The 19418-nt window shown below is 48.5% G+C and carries 19 protein-coding genes; 13 read left to right on the forward strand and 6 right to left on the reverse strand.

What is annotated here, in order from left to right; genetic code table 11:
• The first annotated feature begins 51 nt into the window (after positions 1–51).
• A complete protein-coding gene (locus NST83_RS09150) occupies positions 52–981 on the forward strand; it encodes a LysR family transcriptional regulator (protein ID WP_137062556.1) in 930 nt (309 codons plus the stop codon).
• A 96-nt stretch (positions 982–1077) separates the two neighbouring features.
• On the opposite strand, the gene NST83_RS09155 is transcribed toward NST83_RS09150, so the two are convergent.
• Positions 1078–1749, reverse strand: coding sequence for a zinc metallopeptidase (locus NST83_RS09155; protein WP_342417376.1), 672 nt, complete (start codon positions 1747–1749; stop codon positions 1078–1080).
• A gap of 42 nt (positions 1750–1791) precedes the next feature.
• Positions 1792–2223: a MerR family transcriptional regulator gene (locus tag NST83_RS09160; protein ID WP_014280862.1), complete on the reverse strand. Its 432-nt coding sequence runs from the start codon at positions 2221–2223 to the stop codon at positions 1792–1794.
• A 296-nt stretch (positions 2224–2519) separates the two neighbouring features.
• On the opposite strand from NST83_RS09160, the gene NST83_RS09165 reads away from it, so the two are divergent.
• From NST83_RS09165 to NST83_RS09180, 4 genes are all read left to right on the forward strand, one after another.
• Positions 2520–3923 carry an ammonium transporter gene (locus tag NST83_RS09165; protein WP_342417377.1) on the forward strand — a complete coding sequence of 468 codons (1404 nt, stop codon included), beginning with the start codon at positions 2520–2522 and terminating at the stop codon, positions 3921–3923.
• A 47-nt stretch (positions 3924–3970) separates the two neighbouring features.
• Entirely contained in the window at positions 3971–5053 is a 1083-nt protein-coding gene (locus tag NST83_RS09170; protein ID WP_342417378.1) for a DUF294 nucleotidyltransferase-like domain-containing protein, read from the forward strand.
• Positions 5050–5787 (forward strand): exonuclease domain-containing protein, encoded by a 738-nt coding sequence (locus tag NST83_RS09175; protein ID WP_342417379.1) that lies wholly within the window; start codon positions 5050–5052, stop codon positions 5785–5787. The genes NST83_RS09170 and NST83_RS09175 overlap by 4 nt, the downstream gene beginning before the upstream one ends.
• Positions 5788–5961: 174 nt before the next feature.
• Complete coding sequence (locus tag NST83_RS09180) at positions 5962–6618, forward strand: TlpA disulfide reductase family protein (RefSeq protein ID WP_342417380.1); 657 nt, start codon at positions 5962–5964, stop codon at positions 6616–6618.
• A gap of 57 nt (positions 6619–6675) precedes the next feature.
• On the opposite strand, the gene cimA is transcribed toward NST83_RS09180, so the two are convergent.
• On the reverse strand, positions 6676–8292 hold the full coding sequence (gene cimA / locus NST83_RS09185; protein ID WP_137062562.1) for a citramalate synthase: 1617 nt from the start codon (positions 8290–8292) through the stop codon (positions 6676–6678).
• Positions 8293–8538: 246 nt separating this feature from the next.
• Here cimA and NST83_RS09190 point away from each other — a divergent pair, with 246 nt between their 5' ends.
• From NST83_RS09190 to NST83_RS09200, 3 genes are all read left to right on the forward strand, one after another.
• The gene (locus NST83_RS09190; RefSeq protein WP_137062563.1) at positions 8539–9819 is read left to right on the forward strand and encodes a DNA polymerase IV; all 1281 of its coding nucleotides are present in this window, start codon (positions 8539–8541) and stop codon (positions 9817–9819) included.
• Positions 9820–9981: 162 nt separating this feature from the next.
• On the forward strand, positions 9982–10224 hold the full coding sequence (locus NST83_RS09195; RefSeq protein WP_014280869.1) for a ferredoxin: 243 nt from the start codon (positions 9982–9984) through the stop codon (positions 10222–10224).
• A 158-nt stretch (positions 10225–10382) separates the two neighbouring features.
• Positions 10383–11813, forward strand: a complete 1431-nt coding sequence (locus NST83_RS09200) for a L,D-transpeptidase (protein ID WP_137062564.1) — start codon at positions 10383–10385, stop codon at positions 11811–11813.
• 26 nt (positions 11814–11839) lie between these two features.
• Here the strand turns inward: NST83_RS09200 and NST83_RS09205 are convergent, their stop codons facing one another.
• Positions 11840–11986, reverse strand: a complete 147-nt coding sequence (locus tag NST83_RS09205; RefSeq protein ID WP_170970826.1) for a hypothetical protein — start codon at positions 11984–11986, stop codon at positions 11840–11842.
• Between the two features lie 219 nt (positions 11987–12205).
• Between NST83_RS09205 and NST83_RS09210 the strand changes: the two genes are divergently transcribed.
• Genes NST83_RS09210 through NST83_RS09220 form a run of 3 tightly spaced genes read left to right on the forward strand, consistent with a single transcriptional unit; the run spans position 12206 to position 14717 of the window.
• Positions 12206–13300 carry a quinone-dependent dihydroorotate dehydrogenase gene (locus NST83_RS09210; protein WP_137062565.1) on the forward strand — a complete coding sequence of 365 codons (1095 nt, stop codon included), beginning with the start codon at positions 12206–12208 and terminating at the stop codon, positions 13298–13300.
• Positions 13301–13334: 34 nt separating this feature from the next.
• A complete protein-coding gene (locus NST83_RS09215; protein WP_342417381.1) occupies positions 13335–14147 on the forward strand; it encodes a GTP pyrophosphokinase family protein in 813 nt (270 codons plus the stop codon).
• Positions 14148–14717: a DUF309 domain-containing protein gene (locus tag NST83_RS09220; protein ID WP_342417382.1), complete on the forward strand. Its 570-nt coding sequence runs from the start codon at positions 14148–14150 to the stop codon at positions 14715–14717. It begins immediately after the preceding gene.
• Between the two features lie 104 nt (positions 14718–14821).
• Here NST83_RS09220 and NST83_RS09225 read toward each other — a convergent pair whose 3' ends face one another.
• Positions 14822–15349: a thioredoxin family protein gene (locus tag NST83_RS09225; RefSeq protein WP_044646358.1), complete on the reverse strand. Its 528-nt coding sequence runs from the start codon at positions 15347–15349 to the stop codon at positions 14822–14824.
• Between the two features lie 163 nt (positions 15350–15512).
• On the opposite strand from NST83_RS09225, the gene NST83_RS09230 reads away from it, so the two are divergent.
• Positions 15513–17186: an RsmB/NOP family class I SAM-dependent RNA methyltransferase gene (locus tag NST83_RS09230; protein ID WP_342417383.1), complete on the forward strand. Its 1674-nt coding sequence runs from the start codon at positions 15513–15515 to the stop codon at positions 17184–17186.
• Positions 17183–17965 (forward strand): pseudouridine synthase, encoded by a 783-nt coding sequence (locus NST83_RS09235; protein ID WP_342417384.1) that lies wholly within the window; start codon positions 17183–17185, stop codon positions 17963–17965. The genes NST83_RS09230 and NST83_RS09235 overlap by 4 nt, the downstream gene beginning before the upstream one ends.
• Before the next feature lie 150 nt (positions 17966–18115).
• Here NST83_RS09235 and NST83_RS09240 read toward each other — a convergent pair whose 3' ends face one another.
• Positions 18116–19294: a GGDEF domain-containing protein gene (locus tag NST83_RS09240; protein WP_342417385.1), complete on the reverse strand. Its 1179-nt coding sequence runs from the start codon at positions 19292–19294 to the stop codon at positions 18116–18118.
• Positions 19295–19418 lie beyond the last annotated feature (124 nt).

The raw sequence follows: 19418 nt of genomic DNA on the forward strand, positions 1-19418 counted from the left end.
ATCTAACCTCTTCTTCCTGATGTTGAAAAATAGATTGGAGCGAATAACGGAGTGGAACTACGACAGTTGCAATACTTCATGAAGGTAGCGCAAAAGGAACATGTCACTCAGGCAGCCGAGGAGATGCATGTGGCGCAATCTGCGGTCAGTCGGCAAATTCATCAGCTTGAAGAGGAGCTGGGGGTGAACCTTTTTATGCAGAAGGGTCGCAACTTGCAGCTTACACCGGTGGGGCAGTTATTTTGCAAGCGGGTTGAAACGATTATAAAGGATTTGGAGCGGGCTGTTCTGGAGGTCCATGAGTTTTTAGACCCCGAGGGTGGAGAAATTCGAATAGGCTTCCCGCATAGTTTAGGCATTCATCTTATTCCTACGGTTGTAGCTGAATTTCGCAAACGGTATCCGAATGTTAAATTCAGATTTAAACAGGGGATGTATCCGAGCCTGATCCGTGATGTGTTAGCGGGTGAGGTGGATTTGGCTTTTGTATCCCCTTTTCCAGATCGTCATGATCATGTCGAGGGAGATGTGGTGCTGACTGAGGAACTGTTTGCGGTACTACCTCCTAATCATCCCTTGGCTTCAGCCGGGCATATCACGCTGGATCAGCTTAAAGGAGAAAAGTTCATTCTGTTCAGAGATGGTTACTCCCTGCGCCCGATTGTCTGGCAGGCTTGTCTTGAGGCTGGATTTACGCCGGACATCGCTTTTGAAGGTGAGGAGACGGATACGATCCGCGGATTAGTTGCCGCAGGTATGGGGGTCAGCCTTTTACCGGAGATGGCGCTGTTCCAAACCAATCCGCTCCAACCTGCGAGAGTGTCGATTGTTGATCCCGAAGTGACGCGAACCATTGGCTTAATTCACCGTAGAGATGACAAGCTTCCATTAGTTGCCAAATCGTTCCGTACTTTTTTGTTGCAATATTTCGGCCTTCAAGGTAGCAGTACTGTGATGGATGGAAGTGTTAAAGCGGACTGACGGACAGGCGAGTATAGAGAATTGGATAGAACATAAAAAGGTTGTTCCTCTACCATCATCATGGCGGAGGAACAACCTTTTTTGCTACAAAAGCGATTAGTCACGGCTGTTGAAGATACCGATCAGGCGAATCAGCTCCAGCAAGGAAACGAGAGCGGCGGCCACGTATGTTAATGCAGCGGCATTCAATACTTTAGCTACACCTCGTTCTTCATCACTGCGGATAAATCCTTCAGACACCATAATTTCACGGGCGCGGTTGGAAGCATTAAATTCGACTGGCAATGTAATTAATTGAAAAGCGACAGTAGCCGAGAAAAAGATAATGCCCAAGCCGATCAGGTTAGTGTAGCTGAACAGGAACCCGGCAATCAGCAGAAACGGTGCAATACCGGATGCGAAGTTGACAATCGGGAAAATCCGGTGACGTAGGGCGAGCATAGGATAATGCTCTTTATGCTGAATCGCATGACCAACCTCGTGACAAGCCACAGCAACTGCGGAAATAGATTTTTCATAATATACAGGTTCGGACAAGCGTACTACGCGTTGCATCGGATCATAGTGGTCAGATAACGCACCGGGTACGGGTTCAATGGGCACATCATGCAAACCGTTGCGATCCAGCATGTGCCGGGCGGCATCGTAGCCTGTCATGCCGTTTTCATTGGGCACATCAGACCATTTGTTAAAGGTACCTTTAACGCGAAATTGCGCCCATAGGGATAAGCCGAACGCAAGAATAATCAATATATACATTCCCATCATAAAGCAACCCTCCATTATTATTTCATCATACAGCCCGGAAATCTACATCATGGAGCTATGCTCAAGCAAATACTTCAGAGCTTCGATACAAGCGGCGCTTTGTGGTAGTAGACCCGTAAGCAGCTTACGCGCTTGAACGGGCTTGAGCTGCCCCAAAAGAGGTTGTAGCTCATTGACTTCCCGCTCCAGGCGCTGCATGTGCATCTCCAGACTTGTCAGCTTGTCGGTGACGTGCTCTTCACCAGAAACCGAATTCCACTTCATTAAGGTCTGTTTGATTTCCTCAAGGCTATACTTCTCCTGTTTCATTTGGTTAATACGTTCAAGCCTTTTTAAAGTTTCATCATTGTATAGCCGATAATTTTTCAAAGACCGTTCTTCAGGTGTGATCAAACCAAGCTTCGTATAATAATCAATGGTCCGTTCGCTGACACCAGCCGTCTTGGCTAGCTCGCCAATTCGGTATAGCTTCATATCCCCATCTGTCCTCACCTCGCGCTCTTCATTCAGCCTTTCATATTACGCATCTGCAAACAGAGTGCTTATAAAAATATTTTACATGATTCCCAACCGTACAGTCAAACGTCATGCTTTTTTAAGGGTGAGAAACAAGCTACTTTTATAGTTAGTAAATATGACATATAAAGTTCGTAATTGATTTTTTTTCAGATAATAAAAAAAATCTTGTCAATTTTCATGTATTCTGATTATAATGACAATAAGAATTTCATGAAATGTAAAGAAACTTAACATTAGAGGGAGTGGGCTTCATGAGAAAAAAGTGGTTTGTTGCATTACTGGCCATGCTGACGGTACTGGCTTTTCCGGTAGGGGCGTTCGCTGCTGATGGTCCGACAAATATTCAGCTTCAAGCAGGATTAAACACGGTATTTACCTTCTTGGCATTTATTCTTGTGTTTTTCATGCAGGCGGGATTTGCGTTGCTGGAGGCTGGCTCCACACGAATGAAGAATGCAGGGCATGTCGCTGGTAAAACGATACTCACCACGGGCGTTGCTGCATTGTCTTTCTGGGCTCTCGGGTTCGGGCTAGGCTTTGGTAACGATGGCGGCAACGGATTTATGGGGCTAACGGGTTTCTTTATGAGCGGCACGGATGCTGCTGTATCTTTTGACTCCCTTTCAAGTCTGGATGTTCCGATTACAATCATGTTTTTGTTCCACTTTGCTTTTGCGGCGGTATCTCTTTCTATCGCATGCGGGGGAATGGCAGAGCGTGCAAAATTAAGTGTATACATCATTTTCGGTATTTTGTTCTCCATCGTAATCTATCCGGTTGTAGCTCACTGGGTATGGGGCGGCGGCTGGCTTAGCAAGCTGGGCATGCAGGATTATGCCGGCTCGACGGTAGTCCACCTGACAGGAGCTACGGCGGCACTTGTCGCTACATTGCTGCTGAAACCGAGACTGGGCAAGTTCAACAAGGACGGCAAGCCGAACAGTATACCTGGACATAATCAGGTATACTCCATTCTGGGGGTTATTATTCTCTGGTTTGGTTGGTTTGGATTTAACCCGGGTAGTGCTGTATCGGCTATGAATGACGGATTTTTCGGATATGTGGCATTGACTACGAATATTGCGGCTGCAGCAGGCGGAGTTTTCGCTCTACTCGTATCCTGGATGGTATATGGAAAAGCAGATATTCCGGCTATGCTGAATGGTGTGCTGGCGGCTTTGGTTGCCATTACTGGCTCTTGTGCTTTTGTAGCTCCTTGGGCTGCTCTGGTCATCGGTGCGGTAGCAGGGATTGTCACCTTCTTCACAGCACAATGGTTTGAGCGTGCAAGAGTAGATGATCCTGTATATGCATTCTCCGTGCATGGTGTTGCGGGGATGTGGGGTGCAGTATCCACGGGATTGTTCGCTACTCCTGAGCTGGTGAAAATAACAGGTGTCGGTCAAGCGGGGCTGTTCTATGGTGGTGGATTTACGCAATTGGGAGTGCAGCTGCTAGGCCTGATAGGCACTTTGGCTTTCGTGTTCGTCATTTCCTTCATTATTCTGGGTTCGATGAAAGCCATTATGGGTATTCGTGTTACAGAAGAGGAAGAAACGATGGGACTGGATATCAGCGAGCATGGTACGTACGGCTACCCTGAGCAAATGAAGTTGGTTGCCGAGGCTGAGAAGCGTTCTGGGACTGTAAGCTAATATGTAAAATATAAAAGCCAGTATGGATGAGCGGAGGAGATGGAAGTATGGAATTACAAAATACGGCACCTTGGGTGAGTTCAGCCGAAGCGATTGATCATGCAGATACGCCTGAATCGCTAAGGCTGGCCAGGGTCGATTCTCAGAAATGGCTGCTGGCTTCCCAAGCCTCCGCTCCGTTATCAGACTGGTTACAAACGGTGAATGATATGCATGACCGCATTGCGGCCAGTGCTGTGCAAATGTGCGAAAAAGGGATGGTTGAGGATGGCTTCGGCCCTCCTCCCGTCCCTTACGCATTTATTGCCTTCGGCAGCATGGCACGCTCGGAGTCGACGCTGTGGAGTGACCAGGATAACGGTATGATTATCAGTGATGCTGCATCTGCCGGGAAAGAAACATATTTTATGGAGTTCGGCCGGAGGGTGTCAGCAATGTTGGAATATTTGGGATATCCGAAATGTGAAGGGAAGGTGATGTGTTCAGAGCCGCTATGGCGACAAACATTATCTGAATGGCAGGAGCAGCTGGCAAAATGGTCGGATGATTTTGCCTGGGAGCCGATTCGGTATCTGATTATCTCGTCTGACATGAAGCATATCGCTGGAGATGAGCGATTGTCAGTACAATGGAAACGAAACTTTTATGCGTTGCTGCGCAAGCATCCCGATTTGCCGTCCGCGGTACTTAGGAACACCGTAAGGCATAAAGCGACACTTAATATTTTGGGTCAGATCGTTACCGAGCGCTTCGGGGAGCACGCGGGTGATTTTGATGTGAAATACGGTTTGTACATCCCGTTGGTAAATGCAGTACGGTTTTGGGCTTTGCAGCACGGGGTGGAGGAGACCTCTACGTTGAAAAGGCTCAGGCGGCTCGCGCTGCTGGAAGCAGCACCGTCTCCTTTGCTGGATGCTTGCGAGCGGGCCTTTCGGATCGCGCTTCAGCTTCGGATGGCTACTCCGGTTCAGGAGAAGAACGGACTCTTGGTTAGCAAGGGTTATCTTTCTGTCAAACCGTTGAAGCAAGGTAAGGGCTGGCATGAACTGCGCGAGGCGCTTTCAACGGTGCGACGGCTGCATCGTGCGCTGCAAAGACAGTTGCGGTTTACGGAAGGGAGAAGGTCATGAAGGAACCAGCGCAGGGAGGCGGCTTTTGGAACGCTCTTCGCAGAGGAGGGGTGCCGTCTGCCATCGCCTCTGTGATGGGAGCTCCTACGGCTCAGCAGATGGCCTTTATACGTTCCTTGACCCGGGAGCAACGGCGCTCTGAAGTATTACGGACCCCATTGGAGCGTTTGGAGACGGTTGTTTTTGATTTGGAAACCACGGGATTTTCAGCGCAGCACGGAGATGAGATTTTATCGTTCGGTGCGATTCGGGTTGTCGGGGATACGATTATGGAAAAAGAGCAATTTTACACGCTTGTCAATCCACGTACGGCAATTCCTGAACACATTACGGAGCTTACCGGAATTACCCGGGAAATGACAGATGAGGCTTTGCCGCTTATGGATGGGCTGCATGACTTTATGTCCTTTGTAGGAGGACGGGTGCTTGTAGCGCATGCCAGCGCTCATGACAAGGCTTTTTTGAATGCTGCGTTATGGAAAACATCTAAAGTGCAACTGACCCATCGTATTCTGGATACGATGATGCTCGCCAAATGGCTGGAGCCGCAGCAGCACCAAACGTATAGTTTGGATGAGTTGCTGACCTATCAGGGCATACAGATTCAGGGACGGCATCATGCGTTAGAGGACGCGAAAATGACGGCAAAGCTGTGGGTGGCGTACGTTCAGGAAATGCTGAAGCGTAATGTGACCAATTTGGCAGATGTGTATGCTCATTTAAGCCATGCCTGATTCAGTACAAGGCACAAGCTTCAATATAGAACAATATTACAGCAAGTCTGCGATCATTCGTGGGTTTGCTGTTTTTTGCCTCTGTATAGATTGGAAGGGTTAGAGGTGGGAGCAGAAGGGGCAACATATGGATAGGGTGAGAGTAATCCAGATGAAAGCCAGGGTGATTGGACTGTGAAAAAACTTGTTTTTATTAAATTCCTAATGGTTATGCTGGGTGTAGGAGTAGCTTCATGGGGAGTAGAAACAAACATGACTTATACTTATGCGACAAGCGTACCAGCTAAAAATGTGCAAACTCAGGAGGAAAATGAGGACGGAGAAAGACTTGAAGCTGGCAAAGGGGGAGATACAGAGTTAGATACTATAGAAGTGATGCAAAAGATACAGCCTGGTCAACCGCTTCCTTCCATGATTTTAAAAGGTTTGGACGGCAAATCCTACAATATGGGAGTCAAGCGCAACAAAGCGCTGATAATAAGCTTCTGGGCCTCATGGTGCGATCCGTGCCGTTTGGAGGCACCTGTACTGAATGAGCTATATAGCAAATACAAGCACGATGTGGACGTATATGGTATTAATGTAACACGCTATGATCGGTTGGAGGATGTGAAAAAGTTTTCCCGCTCGCTAAACCTTCAATTTCCGGTTTTGCTGGATGAGCAAGGGGCGCTGTTTGAACGGTTTGGGAGTGCTGCATTTCCGACGAATGTTATGGTTGACCGTGATGGTCAGGTGCGTGAAATCATAATCGGGATGATTAGCGAACGGGAACTGGAACGAAAAATCGAGTTACTGCAAAAAAAGACGGTGTCTTTAGGGGCCGAATAGACCGCAAAAGACACCGCTTATTAAATAAAAAGCATACATCAAAGAGCGACCATCCAATCAGTGATTTACCAGTCCTTGGGGCGATAGTTCGTTCTGCTGATTTTTCGGAGACGGAGCTTCCAGCAACGCATAGCGGAAGCTGTCCACCAGTGCTTCCCAACTGGCTTCAATTACATTTTCGGATACGCCCACGTTACTCCAGACGTCCTCGTAATTTTTGGATTCAATGAGCACGCGTACCTTGGCGGCGGTGGCATCCTTTTCGTCAAGTACACGTACTTTATAGTCGGCCAGATGCATGTCGCGCAGTGCCGGAAAATATTGAGAAAGAGCTTTACGCAGTGCGTTATCTAGCGCGTTGACCGGACCGTTGCCTTCAGCGGCAGTATAAACGCTTGTGCCTGCAACATTCAGCTTCAAGAACGCTTCGGATACAACCGGACGCCCCGCTGTTTTCTCCACCAGCACCTTGAAGGACTCAAATGTGAACATTTCCTTCACTTCGCCGCCTGCTTCACGAATGAGCAACTCCAGCGAAGCATCGGCCCCTTCAAACTGGTAGCCCTGATGCTCCAGCTCCTTGATGCGGCTAATGACCCCACGTGCCTCATTGCTGGACGGATCAAAGGTTATGCCCAGCTCCTGCGCCTTGGACACAACATTGCTTTGCCCGGCAAGTTCAGAGACAAGTACCCGTTGCTTGTTGCCTACCAGTTCGGGAGCGATGTGCTCATAGGTTCGCGAGTCGCGCAGAATAGCTGACACGTGGATACCACCTTTGTGGGCAAAGGCAGCATTGCCGACATAAGGCTGGTTCACTGGCAAATTCACGTTGGCAACTTCGCTGACAAAGCGGGCCGTGTTGTGAAGCTGCTTTAACTTGTCGGAGTCCAAACACCCGTAGCCGAGCTTGAGCTGCAAATTTGGAATGACGGAGCATAAATTAGCATTACCACAACGTTCGCCGTATCCGTTAATCGTACCTTGGATTTGTCTCGCGCCTGCTTGCACTGCACTCAGTGTATTGGCTACAGCCAATTCACAGTCATTGTGTGTGTGAATGCCCAGCTTTGACCTTGTGAGCTGGCTATGCAGTGTGGTGACAATTTCCTGTATCTCATGCGGCATGGTGCCGCCATTGGTATCGCACATGACAAGCCAGTCTGCGCCTGCTTCTTCCGCTTTTTTCATGACGGCGAGGGCATATTCGGGATTGTTTTTATATCCGTCAAAAAAATGCTCGGCATCAAAAATAACCTCCATACCCCCTTGCTTTAAAAAGGCGATAGAGTCGTAAATCATGGACAGATTTTCTTCGAGTGTCGTCTGTAAGGCTGTGTGTACATGAAAATCCCATGATTTGCCGACGAGAGTAGCCGCTTGGGCGCCGGATTCCAGAATCCGTTGTAGGTTGGCATCCTGTGCCGCTATGCTATCTTTACGGCGTGTGCTGCCAAAGGCAACAATCTTGGCCTTGAGTCCCAGTTCTTGCACCCGTTTAAAAAATTCGATATCCTTGCTGTTGCTCCCGGGAATCCCGCCTTCAATATAATGGACACCGAGATCATCGAGTTTTTTGGCGATTTTCAATTTGTCGTCAGCAGACAAGCTAATTCCTTCTCCTTGAGTTCCGTCGCGCAGTGTTGTATCGAAGATAGAGATAGCGGTGGACATGAGGACTCCTCCTTCGCGGATTGCATAGATTGGCAATGCTTTGCTTTTTTAAGCAGCTCATTTAATGATTTAACGCGTGAAAATAGAAAAGTGTCAACCTGCCTTGATTCGTATGATTTTTGATTATATCAACTTATGACTTCAAATGTAATATATAAATATCATTTTTGACCGCAAAACTTTTAATTTCATGTAAAATAGGGCATAGAATCATTTTATAATTTATAGTTAAAAGAAGGGTTGAGCGTGAGAGATGTCAGTGCTTATTATCCGGTTGGTGGGCGGGTTATTCTGCATGTCGATATGAACGCATTTTATTGTTCTGTTCATGCAGCAGAGGAACCGGAGAAATACAAGGGATTGCCTACTGCCGTCGCGGGCAGCAGTGAGCTGCGCAGAGGTGTAATCGTAACCTGCTCCTATGAAGCCCGGCGATTGGGCATCTCAACAGGGATGGTCGTCCAGCAAGCCCGGCGGATTTGTCCGCAGCTTATCGTGATTCAGCCTGATTTTCATCTGTATCGTAGCTATTCCAAAGCTTTTATGAGCATTGCTTATTCGTATACGCCTATGTTGGAGGCAACTTCAATTGATGAATGTTATCTGGACATTACAGGTTCCAAGCAGTTTGGAACACCCATGGAGATTGCGGAGGAAATTCAGCGCAGGGTAGCGGACGAATTGGGACTGCCCTGCTCTATCGGAGTGGCGCCCAACAAGCTGCTGGCCAAAATGGCCTCTGACCTGAAAAAGCCGAGCGGGATATCTGTTTTGCGCTTGCGTGATGTGCCAAAAATTTTGTGGAGTCTTCCCTGTGGTCAATTGTTTGGTGTGGGACGAAAAACGGCCGACAAGCTTCGGCAAATGAACATTCGCACCATTGGCCAATTGGCCAAGGCGGACGAGCATATGCTGATCGGCGTATTTGGCGTGACTGGCTCGTGGTTAAAGCTGGCTGCTAACGGGATTAATCATTCTCCAGTCAATACCGAGCGGGAGCCGAACAAGTCCATCGGACACACCACCACCTTGCCCTTGGATGTGGTGAAGCTGGAGGAAGTCCAACGGGTGCTTCTCAATATCAGTGATCAGGTAGCCCGCCGGCTTCGACGGCATGGCATGCTGGCAGGAGGTATCCAATTGACAATTCGGACGCCGGAGATGAAGACCTTTACGCGTTCTCAGGTAAGGAGTATTCCTACGGAAAGCGCAGAGGACATATATAAGGAAGCTTGTGCGCTGTATCGGCGGCATTGGGGAGAGGGCAAGCCTGTTCGCTTGCTGGGAATTACGCTTCAGCAGCTAATCCCGAAGGAAGAAGCTGCAGTTCAAATGGATCTATTTGAATACAAGGACCAGCCCAAAAAGGAAAGCTTGCTAAGAACGATGGATGCATTACGAGACAAGTTTGGCGAAAATGCAGTTCTGACCGCCGGGATGCTGGGAGATGACCCTTCGGTACTTCTTCGGAACTCCAAACTGCGCGGAACTTCGCTACAAAAAGACAATCTCCAGACGCCGGAATAAACTTTTTGGCGAGTTTATGTAAAGCAGCGGAGACGTACGCTATAAGTATTTTTTGCATAAAGGATCAATGAAAATAATTTGTAATAATTTTTTGTTTGTATTAATATGTGAATAGAATGCAAAAGCTGGTTTGTTTGATTGTATAGGAGGCAGAGAAAAGATATGGCTAAATACACTTGGGTAGAAAAAGATACATGCATCGCGTGCGGAGCTTGTGGTGCTACAGCACCGGACATTTATGATTATGACGATGAGGGCTTGGCTGAAGTGATCTTTGATGGAGATGGAAACCAAGGCATCAAAGCAATTTCAGACGACCTGTTTGATGATATGCAGGATGCTTGCGATGGTTGCCCTACAGACTCTATTAAAGTTGCAGACGAGCCTTTCAATAAAGAAGGTTAATTCTACTTGGATAGGTACAGCGCCGACAGCACTCTTTGCCGTACAACGGTAAGAAGGTGCTATCGGTGCTTTTTTTTTTCATGTGCTATCCATATGGCCTATTTTGGCCGATATACATAGTAAAGAATAGGGCAAGACTACACGATCAGGAGGATCCGATGAATCATTCGCCTCATCTTAAATCGTATGTAAAAATGCACCCTGATAATAAAATGGCTTGGTATTTGCTCGGCAAAGAGTATGAGAGCAGCGGTCAGGAGGGCAAAGCAAATTATTGCTTCAATCGTGCGGGGGAAGTGTTCGAGGCCTTCGAGCATAAACAGATTCCGGCAGACGTATGGATGGAGTATCAGGATAAACTGGTTCAGATGTCTAAGGAGAAGGCGCGGAGAACGGCCCGAACGCGTTATTTGCTAACTACGTTGATGGTACTTCTTCTGATATGGGTGCCTTCAGCCAATTCGCCGGGCCATTCGAGGGAAAGTACATCTTTTCCGTCAGGAACAGAGCGTGTGACAGCCGACAATGTCCAAGTGGCAGGAGTACAGATTTCTGACCCGAATGAAGTGGCTCAGATCGGTGGGCCTGGTGCTGGTGGTGTGTTTACGGCCCAAGCGCGCACAGGCAGTTCAGCAGGAACGGTACTTGCAGATATGTTGGCAAAGGCTAATCGTCTACCCGCCGAGACTACAGTGCTGGGCATGGAGCAAAGCGGTTCTTGGCTGCTCTGGAGAGATCGTATACAGCCGCTGCTTAGCTTGCAAAACAAAGGTAATGGTGGTTTGGCCGTCCAGTCTTACGACGCAGCAGCGTGTGCTTGTAAGCCGTCTGATCGTGAAACGCTTCGAAAAGCAGGTCTGCAATGGGCTACGGGACAGGAAGAACTGGCTGTGCTGAATAGCTCCATGCGTGCTTTTCGTACGCAGCATCAACGTCTCCCTCGAAGTCTCGATGAGCTGACCGGAAGCTTTCCAGATAATATGATGTACGGTACGACAGACGGAATGAAGAAGGCTTTTACACCTATGCGTAATTTACTCGTATCACAGGGGCAGAGGGCTAAAGGAGCAGCAAGTCAACAAGCTGGCTCGTCAGTTGAAAGCAGTCCTTTGCTGGCGTCGTCGCTGTATGGCCGGCCTTTTCTGGGGCAGCCGCTGCGGATTGTGGTAGACAAGTCAAAGCACCGGCTCGGGTTGGTGAGCGGCAATGTGCTGATCCGCAATTATCCTGTCGGATTGGGCGGAGAGCGAACCCCGGAAGGGAAGTTTGTGATTACGGATAAAGTCGTAAATCCGAACGGCAAGTCCAACGGTGAGTTTGGCAGCCGTGGTATGCAACTGTCTGCAACGAATTATGCCATCCACGGGACGAACGAGTCGGACAGCATTGGCAAAAATGAGTCACTTGGCTGCGTTCGCATGGGCAAAGAGGATGTGGAGGAGTTATTTGCTCTCGTACCTTCAGGTACGGAGGTGGTCATTGGTACCGGAGGACTGCCTGATCAAGTGCTTGTGCCTGGATCCCGATTTACGACTGAGCCGCAGCACGACCAGACCAATCCCCGCAAAACCTATCACTGGCTAAATTAGCTTTAGATGCCATTGCTACATGAAGCTTAACGATTTCCTGCTTGCGCCAAAACAACGACCAGAACAATTACAATGATGAGGAGAACAAAACTGATGGCGGTCCATACAATCGCCTTCTTGTTCACCTCGTCCTTTTTCTTTTGCAGACTTGGCGGCTTGCGCTTGGTCTTCATATCAGCACTCCCTCTTTTCTGACGGGCTATAACCCTGTCTTACTATGTCCATTGTAAATGGTTTGATTATACATTTTCAATGACATCTCCATGACAACCGAATTGTTCCTGATACTGCACCTCGCAAATTACTTTCTTTTTGGTATGGAAAAAGCTAAACTATTTTGTAGAGATGTTTTTTTAGGATTGCGCAAGGGCATAGAACGGAGTGGATGAATCGTGTTGTATCGAAGGATTGTGAAACCTGTTTTTTTCAAAATGAGTCCAGAGACGGCCCATCATGTCGTCATTGATGGCTTGAAGTATGCGGGCGCGCTTCCCGGTGGAGCAGCAACGCTGCGGGGAATGTACGGAGTCAAGGAAACGGAGGATCTTGCGGTTGATCTGTTCGGCCTTCATTTTCCCAACCCGATTGGACTTGCTGCGGGATTGGATAAAAATGCGGAAGCAGTTGCCGGCTTTTCCTCGATCGGGTTTGGGTTTATGGAAGTAGGCACGGTGACACCTGTGGGGCAGCCCGGCAATGACCGTCCTCGTTTGTTCCGGTTGCCTCCCGATGAGGCGTTAGTGAATCGGATGGGTTTTAACAATCTGGGGGCGGAAAGCATGGCTAAACGTCTGGCTGCGCTAAAACATCGACTTGTCCCGGTCGCTGTTAATATTGGTAAAAACAAAAACACGCCTAATGAGGATGCTCATAAGGATTATGAGAAGTGCATTTCTGCGCTGTACCCGTATGCGGACTTTTTTGTAGTGAATATTAGTTCACCGAATACGCCGGATTTACGAAAGCTCCAGCATGGCAGTGAGCTGAAATCGCTGCTGGAAGCTGTTCGAGCAGAGATGGGAGTGCAGGCGACGAAGTATGGCGGAGCCAAGTCTGTACTGGTCAAAATTGCGCCGGACGTATCAGATGAGGAACTGGAATATATGACAGATGCGATTGCGGCCAGTGGAGTAGACGGTATCATCGCGACGAATACGACAATTTCGAGGGCTGGCCTGACGCACCGAAATGCCAGTGAGACGGGCGGGCTGAGCGGTAAGCCGCTGCGTGACCGTTCTACAGAGGTCATCGGACGAGTGTATCGCCAAACAGATGGCAAGCTGCCGATTATCGGATCGGGTGGCATTTTCAGCAGTCGTGATGCTTACGACAAAATTAAAGCAGGTGCAAGCCTGATTGAAATTTATACATCATTGATCTATGAGGGACCGGAAGTGAACCGGACATTACATGCCGGTCTGCGTGAGCTGCTGCGAAAGGACGGCTTTAGACACATTACCGAGGCTGTTGGTGCAGATCACAGATAAAAAAGTGTTGTCGAAAGAGACAGGAGGTATGGGGATGGACGGAAGAGACTGGGGAACATTTTTGCTGCCATATGATCAGGCGGTGGAGGAGCTTAAGGTCAAGTTCAAAACAATGCGTGCGGAGCTGAAAAAGCGCGAGGAATACGCTCCTATCGAATTCGTAACCGGACGGGTGAAAAAAATATCAAGCATCCTCGATAAAGCGAAGAGATTACAGGTCCCTTCTGATCAACTGGAGACGGGAATCGAGGATATTGCAGGAATCCGCATCATGTGCCAATTTGTTGAGGATATCCGGCGGGTAGCAGAGTATATTCGAAGACGCAAGGATTTGACTGTACTGTATGAAAAGGACTATATCACCAATTATAAAGATAGCGGATATCGCAGCTTTCATATGATTGTGGAATATCCAGTGCAGACAGCGCTTGGATTAAAAATTGTGCTGGCAGAAATTCAGATTCGTACCTTGGCTATGAATTTTTGGGCAACCATCGAACATTCCCTCAGTTATAAGTATCGGGAAAGCTTGCCGGATAATATGCGGACACGGTTGAAAAAGGCAGCTGAGGCGGCCTTTGTACTGGATAATGAAATGTCTTCGATGCGTCTTGAAATATTGGAAGCGCAGAAGAAGTTCGAGGATGAAGCGAATATCGTATCCAAGGTGCTGACGGGTATGCACCGTCTGTATTTCTACCATAAGATCAGTGAAACGATTGATGCGCAGCGCAGGTTCAATGAGCTGTGGGAACGGCACGACATGGAAGGGATCAAGCTGCTCCATGATGAAGTCAGGGAATTGTTGGCAGCTTCTACCAAGGAAGACGACAGGGATGAGTATTAAATGGTGAACGTTTCCTATGAACCGTTATACGTGGCTTATTTGGTATATTTCAATCGGGATCGGGATTATTTTGAATGTCACGAGGTACTGGAAGAGCTGTGGATAAAGCTGGACCGTGACCCTGTATATAAAGGTTTGCTGCAAATTGCTGTAGGGCTGTATCATTTTCGCAACGGGAATTTCCGCGGCGGACATATGATGCTGGACAGCGCGGTACACAAGCTGGAGCATGCGTCTCCGCAGGCGCTGGGCATTAACATGGCGAAACTGGTGGACGAGGCGCGCGCTTGCGCCCGCCAGCTTGTCGAGGCCGTTGTAGCTGGCTCGGCAGATCTCCAGCGCCAGCCGCCGGGTTTTCGGGATTTGACGATTGAAATCGTCGATCCCGGGCTGCGCCAGGCTGTGGAGGACGCATCGCCGTCCATAGCAGCCAACATCCCGCAGCAGAGAGGCCCGCGGCGTGGGGAAAAGCATGAGCAGCGTCAGCAGGCGCTTGAGACTTCTGTGAGGCGCAGACAGGCGACTGACAGCTCCTGCTCTGCCTCGCCCGGTACGAAGGGCACGACGTAATCTGAGGCGTGTCCATGAAAGCAAGCAGCCCGATCCGTTTCAGGGGATCGGGCTGCTTTATCGTTCAGTAGCCTAAACCGTGTGAACGTCATTTAGGAGGTTGTTTAGGAAGTTACGTTCTTTTTATATTTTTCAAAAAAGGCTTTGAAATCGTCGAGTGTATAGCCGTTGTCGGAAGGGCTTTCCTTCAAACCACCCACCATACGCTCTTTTTCCACGCCTTTTTCGTAATAGATGAGCGTAGGGGTGTACTCAATTTTGTATTTGTCCCAGCCGTCCTCATACTCACGCAGGTTAAATTCGTGCATGGTGATGTTCTCCTGCTTGCTCAAAGGCATTAGCTTGGGGGTGGTGGCGCGGCAATGCACACAGTCGGATGCAAAATGATAGACGAAAAAGTTTTCCTTTTTGTCAATTTTGCTTTGCAGATCCTCCGGTTTAATAATCTGCTGATAGTTTGGATCATTCAGCAGCTCTTGGGTGGCAGGCTTTAACGAGGCTGTGGAAACGCCATACAGCTTGTTTTTAGTGCCTGAATTCAAAGCGAGCAGCACGCCAAGCAAAATGACGAGCACAACAAAAAAGCCAATGACAGGTATAAGCTTTTTTTTGTTGGATTTTTGGGTGTTCAATGCAATCTCTCCCATCAAAATACAAAATATGTAGCTACGAATCTCATTATTATACAACATTACAGCTTGTAGTGAAAGTTTGTAAATCACATGGATGTTGCAGCTTGACAGGTTGATTATGGTACAATGAATTTTATTTTAACAGGACAGGATGATTACATTTATGGGTGTACAGCTCCCTACTGCATTTGTGAAGCGCATGGAGCAACTGCTCGGTGACGAGTTTGAGGCTTTTATGGCTGCTTATGATCATACGCCTCATACCGGAATACGCGTCAATACGTTAAAAATTTCGGTGGAGGCGTTTAAGGCGATTTCGCCGTTTGAACTGCGGCCGATTCCTTGGTGTGATACAGGTTTTTATGTTCCGTACGGCACCAAGCCGGGGTTGCATCCTTATTATCACGCAGGACTGTACTATGTGCAGGAACCAAGTGCAATGTCTCCGGTAGAATTGCTGAATGTTGCTCAGGGTGAGGCTGTATTGGACTTGTGTGCTGCACCGGGCGGGAAATCGACCCAAATCGCGGCCAAGCTGCAAGGAAGCGGTCTGCTTGTGACGAATGATATTAGCGCAGATCGAACCAAGGCGTTGGCTAAAAATGTGGAATTATACGGTGTGCGAAATGCTGTGGTGCTGAATGAGAGCCCGGATCGGATCGCAGATGCCTTCCCTCATTTTTTTGACAAAATATTAATTGACGCACCTTGCTCGGGGGAAGGGATGTTTCGCAAGGATGAGGATATGGCGAAGCAATGGGAAAACCATTCGGTGGACAAATGTGTAGTTATGCAGCGGGATATTTTGCGAGTGGCAGCATCTATGTTAAGTGACGGAGGAAGAATTGTTTATTCGACCTGTACCTTTGCACCGGAAGAAAATGAAGGGATGATCGCGGAGTTCCTGGAGGCACATCCTGATTTTGACGTTGTTCCTGTTCCTTCAGGAACGGGCTTTGCTTCAGGTCACCCGGAATGGGTGAGTGAAGCGGTCGCGGAAGCCCATCCAGAGCTGCGTGGAACGGCACGCCTTTGGCCCCATCTTATAGAGGGTGAGGGTCATTTTATCGCTGTGTTGCAGCATCAAGGCAGTCGCACAGCTACAGCGGATAATCAGCAGGGAACAGTCGGTTCCTTTGAAATGGATGGGTCTGCCGACAGGGACGAAAGGGCTTTAAACATAGGTTCGGATCGTGCCCGTAAGAAGCAGCGGTTGTCCATCCAGGAAGCGCCAATGGCAAACGGACAGGGCAGGTCTGCAACTGGGGATCACAAACGGAATGGAAAAGGGATGCACGGGAAATCGAGTAAAGGAATGAATGCACGCGGTTTCGAGAACAACAAGTCTCGTTCTGGTAAAGATGCGGCAAAAAGAGATGGATGCGAACAACTTGATGTACTGGAGTCCTATCGCTCTTTTGTACAGGAGCAGCTTGAGGATGCATTTGCAGGCCATACAGTAGTCTACGGAGATCGGATTTATCAGTCGCCGCTGGAATCCTATCGTCTGGACGGGCTTAAGGTGGTCCGTCCGGGCTGGTTTATGGGAACTGACAAGAATGGTCGGTTTGTACCTTCGCATCCGCTGGCGGTGGCTTTGCGCCCTTCTGAGGCGGTCAGGAGCATAAACCTCTCCAGTTCAGACATAGAGGCCATTCGTTATTTGAAAGGTGAAACGTTATCCATCCCGGGCCAGCGAATAGCGCTGAGGAACGAAGCACAGCCCAAAGGCTACGCTCTCGTATGCATTGACGGATATTCTGCCGGATGGGGCAAATGGCAGGATGGTATGCTCAAAAATGAATACCCTGCAGGCTGGAGGTGGACATCGGTATGAGTGGAAAGGGAAGACAGACACAGCGTTTGGACAAGGTTCTGACCCATATGGGTTATGGTTCACGCAGTGATATCAAGAGACAGGTAAAGCAAGGGATAATTACCGTGAACGGTCGAACCACCAAGGATAGCGGCCTGCAGGTTCATCCGTACCACGATCAGATAGAAGTGAACGGGGAACGGGTTGTTTTTCGAGAATACATTTATATCATGTTGCATAAGCCGCCGGGCGTTATATCCGCAACCGAGGATACAAGGGAACGAACGGTGCTGGATTTGCTGAGTGCGGAGGAACGGCATTTTGAGCCTTTCCCGGTCGGACGACTGGATAAGGATACGGAAGGACTGCTATTGTTAACGAACGATGGCAAGCTGGCGCATGAACTTTTGTCTCCACGGCGACATGTTCCCAAAACGTATGAGGCTACGGTGTCGGGACATGTCACGGAGGAGGATATACGTCAATTTGCAGCAGGGGTGGAGTTGGATGACGGCTATGTTACCCTTTCGGCCCAATTGACCATTCTTCATCATGAAAAAGCGCAAGGGGCAGATGAAGAAGTCATTTCATACATTTCACTTGTGATCCATGAAGGAAAGTTTCATCAGGTGAAGCGTATGTTTGAGGCGGTTGGCAAAAAGGTTACGTATTTGAAAAGAACGGCGATGGGTCCGTTAACGCTGGATAATCAGCTACCCTTGGGCAGCTATCGTGAGCTGACAAACGAGGAACTGGCATGGATCGGCCGGGATTTGGCATCTGCAACGTCAGAGGCTTGATGGATAAGTAAATCACAGCAAGCATGCTAAAAATGTTAAGTATTTTCCGATAAAAATATCAATGACGCACAGGCTCATATGGGAGTTCCCTGTGCGTCATTTTTACTTTACAGACTATGATTTACAGCTAACATATGGCAGACTGCATGTTTATTGTGCGCGTGCTGCACGGCTTTTTTTCACTTCTGCTGCCATATAAGCTGTGACCTTGTTTTTGCCCGTTGTTTTGGATAGGTACATAGCCTGATCGGCCTGTTTAACCAATTCATCCGGGTTCATTTCCTTCTTTAACGTGCTGTGCCCGACGCTGATGGTTACGATGCTTTCATCGGCGACCCGTTCACGGATTCGTTCCGCGACCTGTCCGACCTTGGCCCGGCGATCAACGACCATCGCGACCAGCTCCTCGCCGCCGTATCTTCCGGTCAGCCCGATTTCATCCAGTTCTTCTTCCATAATCTGTGCAACTTGTTTAAGCACATCATCCGCGCGGGCATGGCCCTGTGTATCATTCAGCTTTTTGAAATTATCAATATCGCAAAAAATGACCGACACGCGGATTCCCTGCTCCATATATCGCCGCAATCGCCCCGAAAAGTATTTACGGTTATACAGGCCAGTCAAACCATCAGTAATGGAGGAACGGTAAATCCGTTGAAGCAGCTCCACAATCCGTTCGAACAGGATTAGAAACAACGTAGTGTAATACAGCAATGGCAAAAATGACATCCATAGGACTGTGCTTGTTGCACCTTTTTCTGCCGGAATGTCGCTTTGCAGCCACAGACATCCAAGCCAAAGTAAATAGAACAGTAAGCCCAGTGCAAACTTTTTGGGCTGACCGATTCGTGGGATGATGAACACAAGGCTTACAGTAAGCACAATGAGTCGATAAAGCAGGGTGAACCCGACGAGATTTGCTGCGTTGATCCAACTGGGGAGTATTCCGGCAGCCCATGCCCCAACCGGCAATATCAGTAGCGCTCCCAGCAACAGCAAAGACCATGCTCCTGAACGTTTTAGCTTCCGGTAGAGCTGAAATACGGCGGCATTGGTAAGCACAAAGGCAGCAGCCTCCAGCGTATTTTGCCACACGGTGCCTTGTAGCGGCATTCTGCCGCCACCTGCCGAATAGAGATTCATGGCTTCATATGTCATAATAAAAATAGCGGCAACCGAAAAAAGGATATAGGCTTTTTTTCGTTGTCTGCTATATATGATCACGCACATCAGCGCCATCATGAGTATAATATACAAACCGCAGGCGGCACTTACAGCCCCGGCCAGAGATGGGAAACCAAAAGTTCCCGATAAGGACAACACCGTCACCGTCACCGACTCCATCTGCATAGATAGTCAGTCTATTGAACGGGAATTATGCTTCCCATACAACAGACAGGATTTTTTCCTTTTAAGATGTTATAATTTTCTTTTGAACTTAACAATTATTCTC

This window comes from Paenibacillus sp. FSL R10-2782, assembly GCF_038592985.1.
Classification (GTDB): Bacteria; Bacillota; Bacilli; order Paenibacillales; family Paenibacillaceae; genus Paenibacillus; species Paenibacillus terrae_C.

Coding starts and splice junctions, on each gene's coding strand:
- cimA (WP_137062562.1), bottom strand. CDS start 8,292: ATGTCCACCGCTATCTCTATCTTCGATACAACACTGCGCGACGGAACT.
- NST83_RS09160 (WP_014280862.1), bottom strand. CDS start 2,223: ATGAAGCTATACCGAATTGGCGAGCTAGCCAAGACGGCTGGTGTCAGC.
- NST83_RS09165 (WP_342417377.1), top strand. CDS start 2,520: ATGAGAAAAAAGTGGTTTGTTGCATTACTGGCCATGCTGACGGTACTG.
- NST83_RS09230 (WP_342417383.1), top strand. CDS start 15,513: ATGGGTGTACAGCTCCCTACTGCATTTGTGAAGCGCATGGAGCAACTG.
- NST83_RS09155 (WP_342417376.1), bottom strand. CDS start 1,749: ATGATGGGAATGTATATATTGATTATTCTTGCGTTCGGCTTATCCCTA.
- NST83_RS09215 (WP_342417381.1), top strand. CDS start 13,335: ATGGACGGAAGAGACTGGGGAACATTTTTGCTGCCATATGATCAGGCG.
- NST83_RS09205 (WP_170970826.1), bottom strand. CDS start 11,986: ATGAAGACCAAGCGCAAGCCGCCAAGTCTGCAAAAGAAAAAGGACGAG.
- NST83_RS09220 (WP_342417382.1), top strand. CDS start 14,148: ATGGTGAACGTTTCCTATGAACCGTTATACGTGGCTTATTTGGTATAT.
- NST83_RS09195 (WP_014280869.1), top strand. CDS start 9,982: ATGGCTAAATACACTTGGGTAGAAAAAGATACATGCATCGCGTGCGGA.
- NST83_RS09235 (WP_342417384.1), top strand. CDS start 17,183: ATGAGTGGAAAGGGAAGACAGACACAGCGTTTGGACAAGGTTCTGACC.
- NST83_RS09175 (WP_342417379.1), top strand. CDS start 5,050: ATGAAGGAACCAGCGCAGGGAGGCGGCTTTTGGAACGCTCTTCGCAGA.
- NST83_RS09200 (WP_137062564.1), top strand. CDS start 10,383: ATGAATCATTCGCCTCATCTTAAATCGTATGTAAAAATGCACCCTGAT.
- NST83_RS09170 (WP_342417378.1), top strand. CDS start 3,971: ATGGAATTACAAAATACGGCACCTTGGGTGAGTTCAGCCGAAGCGATT.